This window comes from Ignavibacteriales bacterium, assembly GCA_026390775.1.
Taxonomy (GTDB): domain Bacteria; phylum Bacteroidota; class Ignavibacteria; order Ignavibacteriales; family Melioribacteraceae; genus Fen-1258.
Genome location: JAPLFF010000004.1, coordinates 13,252 through 28,469, shown reverse-complemented (window position 1 = coordinate 28,469; position 15,218 = coordinate 13,252). Strand labels below are relative to the sequence as shown.

Genomic DNA, 15,218 nt, shown 5'->3' with positions numbered 1-15,218 from the left:
TAGAAATGGTTTCAGTAAAAGTCCTAGGCACAAGATGCAAAAGATGCACAACTTTGGAAGAAATAGTAAGAACTGTTGTTAAAGAAAACCAGATTGACGCTGCGGTGGAAAAAGTAACAGAGATACAAGAATTCATTACATATGGAATTCTTGCAACGCCGGGTTTGGTAATAAACGAAAAAGTTGTCAGCGCCGGTATCGTCCCAACAAAAGAAAAAATACTTGAATGGTTAAGACAAGGAAACTAATTATGAAAAAAATTATTGTCGCTCTATTATTTACAACATTTATCATTACGAATCTTTCAGCTCAGGGTTCAAAAGTAACAAAGAAAGAAACTACCAACCCGAAAGTAACATTTATTGAACTTGGTTCAGTGAACTGTATTCCGTGCAAACAAATGCAGCCGGTAATGAGAGCAATTGAATCAAAGTATGGTGAGCTGGTAAAAGTTATTTTTTATGACGTCTGGACACAAGAGCAAAGACCTTATGCCGAAAAATATGGTATCAAGTTAATCCCTACACAAGTATTTCTTGATGAAAAAGGGAAAGAGTTTTTTCGTCATGAAGGATTCTATCCGGAGAAGGAAATAGATAAACTTCTGCAAGAAAAAGGGATAAAGCCGATTAACAAAAAGGGATAATATGATTGACGGGATATTTAATTCATTATATGAAGCAATGAACGGTTCTGTATTAATTGCCGTTCTTGCTTCTTTCGGCTGGGGAGTTTTATCAATACTTTTATCGCCATGTCATTTATCCAGCATTCCTCTTGTAGTTGGATTTATCAGTTCACAAGGGAAGATATCTTTAAGAAGAACCTTCTATATTTCGTTGGTGTTTGCAGTTGGAATTTTAATAACGATAGCGGTGATTGGTATAATAACTGCTTCGCTTGGAAGGTTAATGGGAGATATTGGAAGTGTGGGCAATTATCTTGTTGCCGGAATATTCTTTCTTGTTGGACTCTATCTTCTTGATATAATAAAGCTTAATTGGAATAGAGGATTAAAGCAAACCAAGACAAAAGGATTATTAGCCGCACTGATTCTTGGATTACTTTTTGGGTTAGCATTAGGCCCTTGCACATTTGCTTATATGGCTCCGGTTCTTGGAATAGTATTTCAGACTGCTCAAACAAATTATTTTCTTGCGATAATATTTTTACTCGCTTTTGGAATAGGGCACTGTTCAGTAATAGTTGGTGCCGGAACATTAACCGGGAAGGTCCAGAAATATCTAGATTGGAGTGAAGGATCCAAAACAATTTTATGGATAAAAAGAATTTGCGGAATTCTTGTTATACTCAGCGGAGTTTATTTAATAATAAACGTGAATTAAGCTATGGATTTAAACAATAATAAAAATAATGTGATTTTGAATTCTCTCGCAGAAGGTGTTATCACAGTTGATAAAGATTTCAAGATTACTTTCTTTAATGAAGCAGCAGAAAAAATAACCGGTTTTGAGAAAGGAAAAGTTATTGGCAATTATTGCAAGAATATATTCAAATCCGATTTTTGTTTTACTGATTGTCCAATTGCGAATGTTCTTCAAAACGGGAAAAACGTGTATGATGTTGACACTTCTATTCAATGTAATAATTCGGAGCCGGTTTCGGTTAGATTGAATGCGGCAATACTAAAAGATGAAGATAATTATCCCATTGGCGGTGTAATCTCCTTTAGGGATGTAACAATTCTAAAAAAGATCGAAAGCATTTTAAGTAGCGATAATTTATTTATGGGCATGATTGGAACAACGAAGGAGCTGCAAGAAATATTTCGTTTAATAGAAGAAATATCTGCCTCTGATGCTCCAGTATTTATTCACGGAGAAACCGGAACCGGAAAAGAATTGATAGCTAATGCAATTCAAACACTTAGCAAACGGAAAGCAAAGAATTTTGTAAAAGTAAATTGTTCTGTGATACCACAAAACCTATTAGCAAGTGAATTATTCGGGCATGTAAAAGGTGCATTTACAGATGCACATAAAGATAGAATTGGCAGATTTGAATACGCGGATAAAGGCACAATATTTCTGGACGAAATTGGAGAACTCCCGTTGCAAATGCAGCCGCAACTTTTACGTGTAATTGAGAGCGGTTCTTTTGAAAGAGTTGGTGAAACACTAACAAAAAATGTTGATGTAAGAATCATAAGTGCAACTAATATTATTATTGATGAAGCAATAAAGAATGGTAAGTTTCGACAAGATTTATATTACAGATTGAATGTAGTCCCAATTGAAATACCACCCTTAAGAAATCGGAAAGAAGATATTCCATTTCTGGCAAATCACTTCATTAAAAAATATTCTCTTGTATATCAGAAAAAGGTAGAGGGAATTGATGAAGATGCTTTAGACCTACTTATCAATTGGAATTGGCCGGGAAATGTTAGAGAATTGGAAAATATTATTGAATATGCTTTGATCAAAACCAAACGGGACGGGAGTCTTTGTATTTGCTGTTTGCCCACAAAGATTCGTGGATCGATAAAGTGCAAAAAGAAGAACAGAGATGTTAAAAACATCTTAGATGCAAACAACGCTCAATTAATTGAACTATTAAATCAGCAAAAATGGAATAAATCTAAAGTTGCTGAAATACTTGGGATAGACAGAACCACACTTTGGCGCAAGCTCAAATCTATTGGGATTAACTGACGCAACAAAATGAATGCAGCATCATGTTGCATTCATTCTCAACATTTAATAATAACAAAGACTTACCGAAAGACTGCAACAGTTCGTTGTATTAATAATTCTTCAAAAGCTCATTTCTATTTATAATTCTTACGAAATAATTGGCAAAAAAATTGCGTCATTCAATTACTATGAGTGAAATGCTAGCAAACCATTATTTTATGATACGGAACTACACTGAAGCAGTTAATACTTATGAAAGTGTTATCGCAAAATCAGGTATTTCAAAAGCTATTCGAAAAAAGATGATAATCTGTTATGTAAGAATTTTCCAAATTGAGAAAGCTCTTGCTGAATTTTGCGGATTAGTGGAAGAAGATATTGCATTTATAACTAATACAGACTTGAAAGCAGATGACTGTCCTTGTCCCGAAATTATTTACGAAATTGAAAATGATGAAATTCATTTTGAAGCAGAAGAGAAACAATTAGCGTTGGGTATTTTGTGGCTTTACTGTGATGTAAAAATATCATTGAAATATTTGGATGATTATCTAAAAACAAATCCGAACAATTCGGAAGTAAATAAAGCATATCAAATAATCAAAACTTACTCTCAGAATACTAATTAGCTTAAGGAGAATATTTATGAAAAGAATTTTTACGTTGTTATTTATAATATGTCTAACCTCCTCTATATATGCACAGACTTATTTTGATACTGGTCTTCATGCAACTAGGGCAGGAAAAAGCACAGCTTATGCGAAGGAAAACGGAGGGATGGAACTAATAACCGGCATTGCCATGAAGGATCTTGCTTGTCTTAAATGTCATTCAACAACAGAAAAATTACCAGATGGTAGCGCGATCAATTCAGCTACCTATGCGCCAAGTTGTAATGATTGTCATAATTTTGCCGAGGGACTTGGAGTAACGCAACAAACATGCTTAAATTGTCACAACCGACAAGTTTATGAACAACAAATGTATCCGGATGCAGATGCAAACGGGGACGTTCATCGTAAGCGAGGGATGAAATGCATGGATTGTCACAAACAAGATGAAATGCATGGTGATGGAAAAACTTATAAGTCTTGGTTAGATACCGGCGCTTCTAAAGCAAGTTGCACTGATTGTCATCCAATAAATCGTCTTTCGTCGAATACATCTCACGATACTCACGTCAAAAATGGTAATGTAGATTGTTTGGCTTGTCATACAACCTCAATCGTATCTTGCACAAACTGCCACTTTGAAACGTTGATTGCTACCGGTAAAAACAGAGCGATGAAAAAAATAAAAGGATTTGAACTTTTAGTAAAGCGAAATGGGAAGATAACAAGTGGAACATTCATGACATTTACTTATAATGGTAAAACTGATGTAATAATCGCCCCATTTAGAAGTCACTTAATCCAGAAGAATGCAAGAACTTGCACGGATTGCCATGTTGACTTGGGTGGAAATGTTGCAGCAATTAAAGAGTATAATACCGACCGTAAAATTACAATGACAAAATGGAATGAAGCTGGGAAAACTGTATCCACTCCAACTGGCGTTGTGCCTATTCCAAAAGATTGGAAAACTTCTTTGAAATTTGATTTTGCTACTTATGATGGTGATGTAAATAATGCAGCAGTTACAGATGCAAGTAAATGGCGTTATATAACTTCTAATGTTAATAACATCCATATGTATTATGCAGAACCTCTTGATAATTTAACTTTAGCAAAGTTAGGATTTACTCAACTACCAACTGATATTAAGGAGTTAAAAGAGTTGCCAACGGAATTTTATTTGTTGCAAAATTATCCAAATCCCTTTAACCCTACGACAAATATTAAGTTTTCTTTGCCGAAGAGTTCACATGTCAAATTAAGCGTATATGATGGATTGGGAAAAGTGGTTGCTACCTTGGTTAATGAAGATAAAACTGCTGGAACCTATGAAGTAGATTTCAATGCAAGTAAACTATCTTCCGGAGTATATTTCTACCAGATAGTCACTCCAAATTATTCAGCTACGAAAAAACTTCTGTTGATGAAGTAATTTTACGGAACATTACTTCACTCCAATGATAGAAGAGCCGCCTTCGGGCGGCTTTTTTATATTAGATTTACTGCATCTTTCAAATTCTGCTGCTGGAGGTGAGAGTAAATTTGTGTTGTTGCTAAATCCTCATGACCAAGTAATTCTTTAATGATATAAAGAGAAACTGTCCATATTCAAAATTAAATCCATCTCTGATTTTGTTCGAATTTTCAAATAATTATTGCTGACATCTGTGAGAAGAACGAGAAATAAAAAAAAGTAAAAGGAGAAGTTTGTGAAATATTTTTTACTGGTTACAACTTTGGTCGAAAAGAATATAACTTTTGATGGGTCAAATAAGATTTAAATTGATATGAAACTTATGGAGAATTAATTAAGCAGCATTTCTGAAATAGTAATTATGCAAACCATTCGCTACAGAAGTTTTATCAATCTTACCAAATTATAATTGCCCCCCAGCATATCTTTTATTGTGTAGTAACCATCATTATTTGTATAAGCCTTATAATTGTTAGAAATATAAACTACAGCTCCTTGAACGACGTTACCATTTTTGGAATCTGTTACTCTACCTGTGAGCAAATTATTTTGAGCAGCAATACTGCTGACTATAAAAAATAAAATAAGTAACACTGATTTGATGTTCATTTTATAGACTCAAACAATCTTCATACAATTTCTAATGCTTGACTTAAGTCGGCAATAATATCATTAACGTCTTCAATCCCTACGGATAAACGAACAAGATCATCAGTAATACCAGCGTTAATTTTATCTTTTTTACTAACAGCTGCGTGAGTCATTGATGCTGGATGCTGAATAAGAGTTTCAACGCCACCTAATGATACTGCTAAAGTTGCTAAGCGAACGCTATCCATTAATTTTCGGCCGGCTTCAAGACCGCCCTTTACACCAAAACTCGTCATTGACCCGAAACCGCTCATTTGTTCTTTTGCTAATATGAATTGCGGATGTGATTCGAGTCCGGGATATTTTATCCAAGCAATTTTTGGATGGCTTTCCAAAAAACGAGCGACCTTTAGAGCATTTTCTTGGCATCGTTCTACTCTAAGGGCTAATGTTTTTAATCCACGTATAACTAGATATGCTTGATGAGGATCCATATTGCAGCCCATATAAACCATCGAATGACGAACCTTCTCATATAATTCTTTCCCTTTAGTAACAACAATTCCTCCTACGATGTCAGCATGCCCGTTAATAAATTTGGTAACAGAATGAAGAACTACATCCGCACCAAGGTCTAATGGCTTTTGTAAATAAGGTGTAGCGAATGTATTATCCACTACTAAAATTAAATTATTCTTCTTTGCAATATCTGCACATGCCCTAATATCGGTAATCTCCATAGTTGGATTAGCGGGAGTTTCAATATAAAGCACTTTTGTATTCTTTTTTATTGAAGAAACAATTTTATTTATATCCGTAGTACTTATAAAATCAGCTTCCACTCCGAAGCGGGAAAAATCTTTTTCTAATACACCCCTTGCCGGGCCATAAACTGAAGCAGTGCTGATTATATGGCTACCTGCTCCTAGTAAAGCCATGTAAACACTTGTTATCGCAGACATACCGGAACTAGTTGCAATTCCATCAAAACCATTTTCTAACTCCGCAATATTTTTTTCTAAGGCACGGATAGTTGGATTAGAAATTCTCGTATAAATATATCCATCACTTGCACCCGAGAAACAATCTGCGCCGTGTTGTGCGTTCTTAAATTTAAAAGTTGAAGTCTGATAAATTGGTATAGTTGCGCTTCCAAATTGATCTTCAAATTGTCCGCTGTGAATTAGTTTTGTGTTAAAACCCAAATTCTTAGTATTCATAGTTATTTCATTATTTGTTATTGATTTATTTTATTAAAGAAGTATTCAAGCTTAAGTTATAAAATACGGTTAACCAGATCATAAATATTTCCCTTGAACATTTTATGGTCTTTTAAATTCATTAGTACACATTTTTGAGTCGCCATAAAAACAATAAGGTTATTAATACTTATTTCAGCTTTAAAGACAAACATGCCGTGGGAATAATTATGGAGAAAAATCTCTCCGACCGGTTTATCAAAAAGCTTTATTTGTTTTTTATATTTTACATCTGTTGAAATGACAACCGGATAGTGATCAACCTCCAGCAATTTTTCGAGGGAAAAGTTTTGTGAAAAAAATTCGTTGCGCATATCTTCAAGCCAGCGGATGTAAACTATATTGTTTACATGTCCGGCAACATCTATATCATAAGTATTTACCATTAATGGGATTTCTATACATAATGATTTAGTCTTATCAGAGTGTAATGCAGCATTATTTTTCATTTATTTTTCTCTCGGTTCCATTACTGACTAATTTTACGATTTTATTTTTTAACACTAAACTAAAAGCTGTTTAGTTTCTATAATTACTACTCTTTATTCTATAATTATGATCACAATCATTCACAATATTCTTCTTTATTGAAGAATTATTTAGTTAGATGCTTAAAAATCGGAAGAGATTTTAGTAAACCAATCCTTTTGTAAAAACCATTTTATGATTAAACGAAAAATAAACATTTGCATAATCTAAAAATAAGATATAATTTTGTTATGAGCATATGCTCATAAACAAAAAATATGCCAAGACCAAAAAAATACAGAAAAGTAAAATGCAACCCCACTGCTTACTATTTTAAACCGCGCGCCATTCCATTGTCTCAGTTGGAAGAGATAACACTTGAGATTGATGAATTGGAATCCCTTAGATTAGCCGATTATCTCGCACATTCACACGAGCAAGCTGCTACAAAGATGAAAATATCCAGAGCGACATTCGGACGCATTGTAGAAAACGGAAGGAAAAAAGTCATTGATGCAATCTTGAATGGTAAAGCGATAAAGATTGGAGATGAACTTCCAAAACAAGTAAAAGAAAAAATACTTATTAAGTGTGGTAAGTGTGAAGCTGAAATAAAAAGAGAATGTAAAAAGAATGACAACCAAGGCAAAAGATGTAAACAGAATAATAAAAAGGAGAAGTAAAATGAAGATTGCAGTACCGACAACACAAACTAATATTGTAGATGCCCATTTTGGACATTGTGAATATTATACAGTTTTTACAGTTGATGGCAATGAGATTACCAAATCTGAAATAGTCGAATCACCACAAGGATGCGGTTGTAAGTCGAATATCGTATCAATCCTTAGAGAAATGGGTGTTGAAGTAATGTTAGCCGGCAATATGGGCGGTGGTGCCGTTAATGTTTTGAATAGTCATGGCATCACTGTTTATAGAGGATGCGATGGAGATGTGATGAATCTCGTGGAAGAATTTATAAAAGGTGAATTGGTTGATTCAGGTGAATCATGCCATCAGCATAAGCAACACGACCATCACGAAGACGGTCATCAATGCGATCACCATAATTAATAAATGAAAGCTGTCATAGAATATATTTTCGTGACAGCTTTTCCATTTTATCTGATGATAGATCATAACAAAATCTTACATTTTATTGAAGAAAGTTAATCTTCGAATAGTTAAACTCTTCTTAAATTCTATAAAGACTAAACCTCTTCTTATTTCTAAAAGAAAGAAATTATTTTTTCTTTTTCTCAATAATAAAACATTTCTTCGATTTTAATCTTAATTCAAATTAAATGTTAAGACTTTTTTCTGGCAACAAAGTTGATATTTATAAATATCAACAATCAGATAAGTATGAATAATTTAAATATATCTCAAGATGAACCAATTTTCTCTATGAGCACTGCGGCAAGATTGCTGAATATTTCGGTTCATACACTTAGAATGTATGAACGGGAAAGTTTATTCATCCCATATAAAAATAAATCCAACCAAAGACTCTTTTCAAAAGTCGATATTGAACGTATTCAGTGTATCAGAAATGCGATCAATGAAGCTAAGATCAGTATAAATGGCATAAAAACCATTTACTCACTGATTCCGTGTTGGGATATCGTTAAGTGTTCTGAAGAGGAAAGAAAAAATTGTAAAGCATTCAACGGGACTCATTCACCTTGCTGGAGTTATGATCACAGCAATGTATGTAATAATCGAGACTGCAGAAGCTGCGAAGTCTATTCAAAATATTCTCAATGTGGTACTATCAAAGAATTAATTAAATCCATTTCGAGGTAAAAATGGATTCAATTTCTCGAAGAAAAATTTTGAAGATATCCGGTTTTACCATTGGCGCTGCGGCGGCACTTTCTACTCTGTGCCCGATGATCAAAGGCACTGATAAAGTTAACAAAGCAAAAGTATAAGGCAATAAAAAAAATCTAAAAAAGTAATAATAATCTTTAATGATTAAGAAAAAAACAACCAATAAAAGAAACAGAATATCATAATGAAAAAAATAGTTGTCTCACTCATCATCATAGGTTTAGTTATTATAAGTGCTATTACGGTTCTATCCTCTAAAGAGACAGATCAGACTAACCTAATGTTGCTTAAAGAAAAGTATTCTAAAAAAATAACTCCTTCTGTAGATCATACGAAGTTTGCAGCTCTCCGGAAGAATTTTATTTCTCCTCAACAAGTTACAGAAGCTTGTAATTCATGTCATAATGAACGAGCCAAAGAAGTCATACAATCCAATCACTGGAATTGGGAAGAGCCGACGTATATAAAGGGAAGAGGCATTGTTTACCTTGGTAAGAAAAACGCGATAAATAATTTTTGTATTGGAACTGAGGGAAATGAACTCAGTTGTGCAAAATGCCATATCGGTTATGGAATGAATTCATCCAAGACGTTTGATTTCAATAACCAGAATAATGTTGACTGTCTTGTCTGTCACGACAATACAGAGACTTATGCAAAGGCACAGGAAAAAGGAGGAGCACCGGAACCTACTTTAGATTTTGCTAACATTGCCCAGCATGTTGGAAATCCTAAACGCTCGAATTGCGGTGTATGTCATTTCTTTGGAGGTGGTGGTAATAATGTTAAACATGGGGATTTGGAACAATCAATGTTTGATCCGACAAAATCGATTGATATACATATGGGCATAGATGGAACGAATCTTCAATGCGTTGATTGCCACAAAACAGAACATCACATTATTAGCGGACAATTATATTCGCTTGCTTCAAATAATAGAAACCGCGCAACTTGCGAAGAGTGCCATACAGAAACACCGCACGACGATGCGATTCTAAATAAACATACTTTAAAAATTGCTTGTCAAACTTGTCACATCCCAGTGTATGCAAAAGTCAATGCGACAAAAACCGATTGGAATTGGTCAACTGCAGGAAAATTAAAAGACGGCCAACCATTTGAAGAAGATGATGCAGAAGGAAATCACACTTACCTTTCCATAAAAGGAAATTTTAAGTGGGGTAAAAATCTTAAACCCGATTACATTTGGTTCAACGGTACAGCAGAACACTATCTTTTAGGGGATAAAGTTGCAGACACAACTAAACCTCTTGTAATGAATACTCTCAATGGTTCTTATAGAGATGTTGATTCTAAAATTATTCCTGTAAAAATTCACAGAGCTCAGCTACCATTTGATCCTGTAAACAAAATACTAATTCAGCCAAAACTTTACGCGGAGAAAAAAGGTGAAGGTGCTCTATGGAAAGATTTTAATTGGCAGACAGCTTCGGCAGTTGGAATGAAAGAAGTTAATCTTCCGTTCAGTGGAAAAGTTTCTTTCATTCAAACTGAAATGTACTGGCCTATTAATCATATGGTTTCTTCAAAAGAAAATACAGTGAAATGTACCGAATGCCATACAAGAGATAATAGCCGTCTTGCTGGATTAAAAGATTTTTACATGCCGGCAAGAGATTTTAGTTCGGTAATTGAAACCACTGGTAAAGGAGTTTTAGTTCTTTCCTTTCTTGTTATTTTTTTTCATGGCGGTTTTAGGATTTATTCTTCACGTAAATTGAAAAAAAGAGGATGATAATGAAACAGAGAGTGTATATCTATAGATCATTTGAACGGTTCTGGCATTGGATGCAGGCAATTCTAATCTTCTTTTTAGCTGCAACCGGATTCGAAATTCACGGTTCAATAAACTTCTTCGGATATCAAAATGCAGTTAGGTATCATAACATTGCGGCATATTCATTTATCGTTTTGATTGTGTTCGCAATTTTTTGGCATTTTTCAACAGGTGAATGGAAACAATATCTTCCGACCTCAAAGAATTTAAAAGCACAGATTGATTATTATCTTTTTGGAATTTTTAAGAATGCCCCCCATCCGACAAAGAAGACTGTATTGAGCAAATTGAATCCGCTTCAAAAACTTACTTACTTGGGTTTAAAAATAATGGTAATTCCGACAATGGTTATTTCTGGATTGTTATATATGTTTTATCGGTATCCGCAGAAAGCAACAATCGAAGGATTGAATATTGATTCAATAAATGTTATAGCGCTCTTCCATACAGCAGGTGCATTTCTTTTGATGGCGTTTGTTATTGTCCATCTTTACTTAATTACAACCGGTGCTACAATTACATCAAATCTAAAAGCGATGATAACCGGTTATGAAGAATTAGAAAAAGACGGTCACGGGCACAATACTACGGAACAATCAATAACTATAAATGAAAAAAAATGAAGTTGAGGTAGCACATGAATGAAACAAAATATATGAACCCTTATCTAGCCGGAGTTCTACTCGGTTTAGTTTTATTGATAACAATTTATATCACAGGAAGAGGATTAGGTGCAAGCGGTGCGGTTAAAAGTGTTGTTGTTGCTTCTGTAGAAACTGTCGATCCAACTCATACCTCAAATACAAAGTTCTACAAAGAATACAGTGAAGAACATCCCGGTAATCCATTACAAAATTGGCTCGTATTTGAAATAATAGGTGTTGTAATCGGAGCGTTTATATCCGGATTAATTTCTAACCGCCTCAAATTTCAACTTGAACATTCTTCCAAGTCTACAACTAGAATTAGAATAATCGGGGCTTTAGTCGGTGGTGCTCTGTTTGGATTTGGTGCACAACTTGGGAGAGGATGTACAAGCGGCGCTGCTTTGAGCGGCATGGCAGTTCTCTCTACAGGCGGAATAATAACTATGATCGCAATTTTTGGCGGGGCTTATGCTTTCGCTTATTTTTTCAGAAAACTTTGGATATAAAGTAAGGAGAGATTAATTATGGCACCGTTAGTACCCGAAGTTATTGGAAACGAACTCAATTTTATTGTAGCTCTCTTTATTGGAGTTGCTTTCGGCTTTGTTCTTGAACAAGCCGGGTTTTCTACATCTAAAAAACTTGTCGGTTTATTTTATGGATACGACTTTACAGTATTACGAGTTTTCTTTACAGCCGGCGTTGTAGCTATGATTGGTGTGATAGCTTTTAACCATTGGGGTTTAATAGATATTAGTCTTGTTTATGTTAATCCAACTTTCCTATGGTCTGCTATTGTCGGCGGGTTAATTATGGGACTTGGATTTGTCGTTGGCGGTTTTTGCCCGGGTACAAGTGTTTGTGCAGCGGCTATTGGGAAAATTGATGCAATGATTTTTGTTGGCGGTTCATTCATTGGTGTTTTTGTTTTTGCTGAAGGTTATCCGTTATTCGAAGGATTATATAAATCAGCTAATTGGGGAAGTCCAAGAATGTTTGAAACACTTGGAATGTCTCAATCTCTTTTTGCATTTCTTCTTACTGTTGTCGCCGTTGGGGCTTTTTGGGTAACATCCTTAATAGAAAATAAGGTGAATAGAAAATCGAATCCGGAGTTCAGTTCTAAACCGCTTTATTATAGTTTAACCGCAATAGCGTTGATTTTGGCTCTCTCTGCTTTTGCTCTTCCGGATAGAAAAGAGATGATGCTGAAAGAGGTTAATAATTTAGAATATGTAACATCTTATACGGTAAACACAATGGACAGCGATGAATTAGCTTTTAGATTAATAGACGATGATCCAAATCTTCAACTAATAGATCTACGTTCCCAAAAGGAATTTGATGCTTTGAGTTTACCTAAATCCACTCGCGTCAATATTGAAAATCTTTTTGAAAAGGATGCCCATAAATTATTAACCGTCCGACGTAAAATAAATGTGTTCTTAGCAAACGATGAGATTACCGCAAAGAAAGCTGCTGTTCTTGCCAACGAATTAGGATACACTGAAATCTATCTCCTTCAAGGTGGATTTAAACAATTCCAGACAGAAATTCTAAATTTTCAAATGCCAGGACAGACCACCAATCAACATGATGCTGATACTTATAGATTTAGAACAAAGGCAAGGCAAGTATTACCTATACTGATCAAAGAGAATAAATTAAAACAAGGTTCTATGGGAAATAAACAAACAAAACGTGTTGTTGGCGGCTGTTAGTAATCATTAGTGTGAAAATGGAAAACATTAACAAAGATCATTGGTACGACGGATGGTTCTACGATAAATTTATTGCGCCGAATCAGGATATGTTATTCGGGCAGATTAAAAACCTCATAGAACCGAACTCGACGATTATTGATGTCGGCTGCGGAACAGGACGTTTCGCTTTTTTAATCTCAGATAAATGTAAATCGGTTTTAGGAATTGATTTATCAAAACGAAATATTGAAAGAGCTAATTATACTTTAGCAAAACATCAAAATAACAAAATTTCGTTTCAGCATAAGAGCGTTAATGAGATAATCTTGATAGGGAAAGAACATTTTGATTATGCGGTTATAACTTACGTTATTCACGAAGTTGGTGAAAACGATAGAATGAATCTCCTAAATGAAATAGCTCAAGTTGCCAATAAAATTATTCTTGGTGATTATCTTGTTCCGAAACCAAGCGGCTTTTGGAGTATGCTGAATGAAGTAATTGAGTTTACTGCTGGATCGGATCATTATAAAAATTATAAAAGCTATGTTGCGAAGGGTGGCATTTATGATTTGGCAAATAAAGCCGGACTTAAAATTATTACCGAAACAAAAAATCGACCGTCAAAGAGTCACCTTGTTGTTCTATCCAAGAATGGATAAAATAAACAGAGTTGATTGCTCGCTTTCGTTAATTCTTTTGTTGAAATTAGAATTACTTGCTCTTGAATGACTAGGTTCATTTAACGTAATGCTAAATATTTCTGTTAGAGCAGCTAAATATTTTTTGGTATTTTTACTAATAAAAGAAATGTTCAAAAATGCCAATTAGCGATAACTTAAAAGATCATATTTTAGATTCAATTGCCGAAGGAGTATTTACAGTTGATAAAGATTTTAAAGTCAACTTCTTTAACAAAGCTGCTGAACGTATTACAGGTTATACCCCCAATGAAATCATAGGTAAATATTGTAAAGATGTATTCCGTTCAAAAAAATGTTTAATTGATTGCCCGCTTTCATTAGTCTTCAAATCTCAAAATAATCTTTATGATTTTGATACGATGATTAAAACATCTAACAATACTACAAAACCAATAAAACTCAATGCAGCGGTATTATACAATAATGATAATGAACCTTCAGGAGGCATAATATCTTTTAGAGATATAAGTGTATATGAAGCATTAGGAAAAGATCTTCAGAAAGAATCGAAGTTCCACGGAATGATTGGACGCAGTAAGGTAATGAAAGATATTTTTCAATTAATTACAGAGATTTCAGAAACCGACGCACCCATTTTCATCCGTGGTGAATCAGGCACTGGGAAAGAACTTGTTGCAAATGCTATTCAAAAACTTTCAAGCCGAAGAGATTTTCCGTTTATTAAAATAAATTGCTCGGTTTTTCCTTCTACTCTTTTAGCGAGTGAACTATTTGGCCATGTAAAAGGAGCTTACACAGATGCAGTAAAAGATCGTGTGGGAAGATTTGAGCTTGCTGATAAAGGAATAGTATTCCTAGATGAAGTAGCTGAGATGTCAACGCATATGCAGATTCAATTGCTTCGCGTTCTTCAAGAAGGTACGTTTGAGAGAATCGGAGAATCTATTACCCGCCACACCGATGTTCAGATTATTGCTGCAACGAATGTAAATATAAAAGAAGCATTGTCTACTGGAAAATTTCGTGAAGATCTTTTCTACCGATTAAATGTAATTCCAATCGAAATTCCCCCTCTTCGTGAAAGAAAAGAAGATATTGTTCCTTTGGTTAAACACTTTCTAATAAAATTTTCGCTTTTCTATAAAAAACCAATTGCTGAAATCGAGGAAAAAGCTCTGGACATATTATTAAATTACAACTGGCCTGGTAATATAAGAGAGCTAGAAAACGCAATTGAATTTAGTTTTGTAAGAACAAATAATAAAAGCAAGATAGAAGTATCTAAACTGCCTCCAAATATCATCCAAATTGTGAATGATGCTTTATCAATTACTGCCTCCAACGATTCACAGGAAGATTTTATTAAAAAAGAAAATCTGCTCAATTCTCTCAATCGAAATAACTGGAACAAATCCAAGGTTGCCAAAGAACTTAATATCGGGCGAAGTACACTTTGGCGAAAAATGAAACAATTCGGAATCCAAAAGAAATAATTGTTCAACTGTT

Annotated in this window: 19 protein-coding genes; 16 read left to right on the top strand and 3 right to left on the bottom strand. The window is 34.4% G+C overall.

All coding sequences use genetic code 11. From position 1 onward, the window contains the following. The first annotated feature begins 5 nt into the window (after nt 1–5). From NTZ27_04195 to NTZ27_04170, 6 genes are all read left to right on the top strand, one after another. On the top strand, nt 6–248 hold the full coding sequence (locus NTZ27_04195) for a thioredoxin family protein (protein MCX6173939.1): 243 nt from the start codon (nt 6–8) through the stop codon (nt 246–248). Between the two features lie 2 nt (nt 249–250). Further along, nucleotides 251–646 (top strand): thioredoxin family protein, encoded by a 396-nt coding sequence (locus NTZ27_04190; GenBank protein ID MCX6173938.1) that lies wholly within the window; start codon nt 251–253, stop codon nt 644–646. A 1-nt stretch (nt 647) separates the two neighbouring features. Continuing rightward, nucleotides 648–1,346 (top strand): cytochrome C biogenesis protein, encoded by a 699-nt coding sequence (locus NTZ27_04185; protein ID MCX6173937.1) that lies wholly within the window; start codon nt 648–650, stop codon nt 1,344–1,346. A gap of 3 nt (nt 1,347–1,349) precedes the next feature. Next, on the top strand, nt 1,350–2,675 hold the full coding sequence (locus NTZ27_04180; GenBank protein ID MCX6173936.1) for a sigma 54-interacting transcriptional regulator: 1,326 nt from the start codon (nt 1,350–1,352) through the stop codon (nt 2,673–2,675). Between the two features lie 140 nt (nt 2,676–2,815). Then, the gene (locus NTZ27_04175) at nt 2,816–3,286 is read left to right on the top strand and encodes a hypothetical protein (GenBank protein MCX6173935.1); all 471 of its coding nucleotides are present in this window, start codon (nt 2,816–2,818) and stop codon (nt 3,284–3,286) included. 16 nt (nt 3,287–3,302) lie between these two features. Then, complete coding sequence (locus NTZ27_04170) at nt 3,303–4,703, top strand: T9SS type A sorting domain-containing protein (GenBank protein MCX6173934.1); 1,401 nt, start codon at nt 3,303–3,305, stop codon at nt 4,701–4,703. A gap of 417 nt (nt 4,704–5,120) precedes the next feature. Here the strand turns inward: NTZ27_04170 and NTZ27_04165 are convergent, their stop codons facing one another. The 3 genes from NTZ27_04165 to NTZ27_04155 are packed head-to-tail and all read right to left on the bottom strand — an operon-like array spanning nt 5,121 to nt 7,044. Beyond that, entirely contained in the window at nt 5,121–5,354 is a 234-nt protein-coding gene (locus tag NTZ27_04165; protein MCX6173933.1) for a carboxypeptidase-like regulatory domain-containing protein, read from the bottom strand. A gap of 20 nt (nt 5,355–5,374) precedes the next feature. Then, nucleotides 5,375–6,556, bottom strand: a complete 1,182-nt coding sequence (locus NTZ27_04160; protein ID MCX6173932.1) for an aminotransferase class I/II-fold pyridoxal phosphate-dependent enzyme — start codon at nt 6,554–6,556, stop codon at nt 5,375–5,377. A 56-nt stretch (nt 6,557–6,612) separates the two neighbouring features. Then, nucleotides 6,613–7,044 carry a thioesterase family protein gene (locus NTZ27_04155; GenBank protein MCX6173931.1) on the bottom strand — a complete coding sequence of 144 codons (432 nt, stop codon included), beginning with the start codon at nt 7,042–7,044 and terminating at the stop codon, nt 6,613–6,615. A gap of 297 nt (nt 7,045–7,341) precedes the next feature. Here NTZ27_04155 and NTZ27_04150 point away from each other — a divergent pair, with 297 nt between their 5' ends. The 10 genes from NTZ27_04150 (at nt 7,342) to NTZ27_04105 (ending at nt 15,205) form a co-directional block, all read left to right on the top strand. Continuing rightward, a complete protein-coding gene (locus NTZ27_04150; GenBank protein MCX6173930.1) occupies nt 7,342–7,746 on the top strand; it encodes a DUF134 domain-containing protein in 405 nt (134 codons plus the stop codon). Between the two features lies 1 nt (nt 7,747). Continuing rightward, the gene (locus tag NTZ27_04145; protein ID MCX6173929.1) at nt 7,748–8,137 is read left to right on the top strand and encodes a NifB/NifX family molybdenum-iron cluster-binding protein; all 390 of its coding nucleotides are present in this window, start codon (nt 7,748–7,750) and stop codon (nt 8,135–8,137) included. 291 nt (nt 8,138–8,428) lie between these two features. Continuing rightward, complete coding sequence (locus NTZ27_04140) at nt 8,429–8,869, top strand: MerR family transcriptional regulator (protein MCX6173928.1); 441 nt, start codon at nt 8,429–8,431, stop codon at nt 8,867–8,869. 2 nt (nt 8,870–8,871) lie between these two features. After that, entirely contained in the window at nt 8,872–8,997 is a 126-nt protein-coding gene (locus NTZ27_04135) for a hypothetical protein (protein MCX6173927.1), read from the top strand. A gap of 83 nt (nt 8,998–9,080) precedes the next feature. Further along, nucleotides 9,081–10,655 carry a tetrathionate reductase family octaheme c-type cytochrome gene (locus tag NTZ27_04130; protein ID MCX6173926.1) on the top strand — a complete coding sequence of 525 codons (1,575 nt, stop codon included), beginning with the start codon at nt 9,081–9,083 and terminating at the stop codon, nt 10,653–10,655. A 2-nt stretch (nt 10,656–10,657) separates the two neighbouring features. Then, a complete protein-coding gene (locus NTZ27_04125) occupies nt 10,658–11,320 on the top strand; it encodes a cytochrome b/b6 domain-containing protein (GenBank protein MCX6173925.1) in 663 nt (220 codons plus the stop codon). A 14-nt stretch (nt 11,321–11,334) separates the two neighbouring features. Next, complete coding sequence (locus tag NTZ27_04120; protein ID MCX6173924.1) at nt 11,335–11,850, top strand: YeeE/YedE thiosulfate transporter family protein; 516 nt, start codon at nt 11,335–11,337, stop codon at nt 11,848–11,850. Between the two features lie 18 nt (nt 11,851–11,868). Beyond that, complete coding sequence (locus NTZ27_04115) at nt 11,869–13,065, top strand: YeeE/YedE thiosulfate transporter family protein (GenBank protein ID MCX6173923.1); 1,197 nt, start codon at nt 11,869–11,871, stop codon at nt 13,063–13,065. Between the two features lie 17 nt (nt 13,066–13,082). After that, complete coding sequence (locus tag NTZ27_04110; protein ID MCX6173922.1) at nt 13,083–13,709, top strand: class I SAM-dependent methyltransferase; 627 nt, start codon at nt 13,083–13,085, stop codon at nt 13,707–13,709. 158 nt (nt 13,710–13,867) lie between these two features. Beyond that, entirely contained in the window at nt 13,868–15,205 is a 1,338-nt protein-coding gene (locus tag NTZ27_04105; protein ID MCX6173921.1) for a sigma 54-interacting transcriptional regulator, read from the top strand. Nucleotides 15,206–15,218 lie beyond the last annotated feature (13 nt).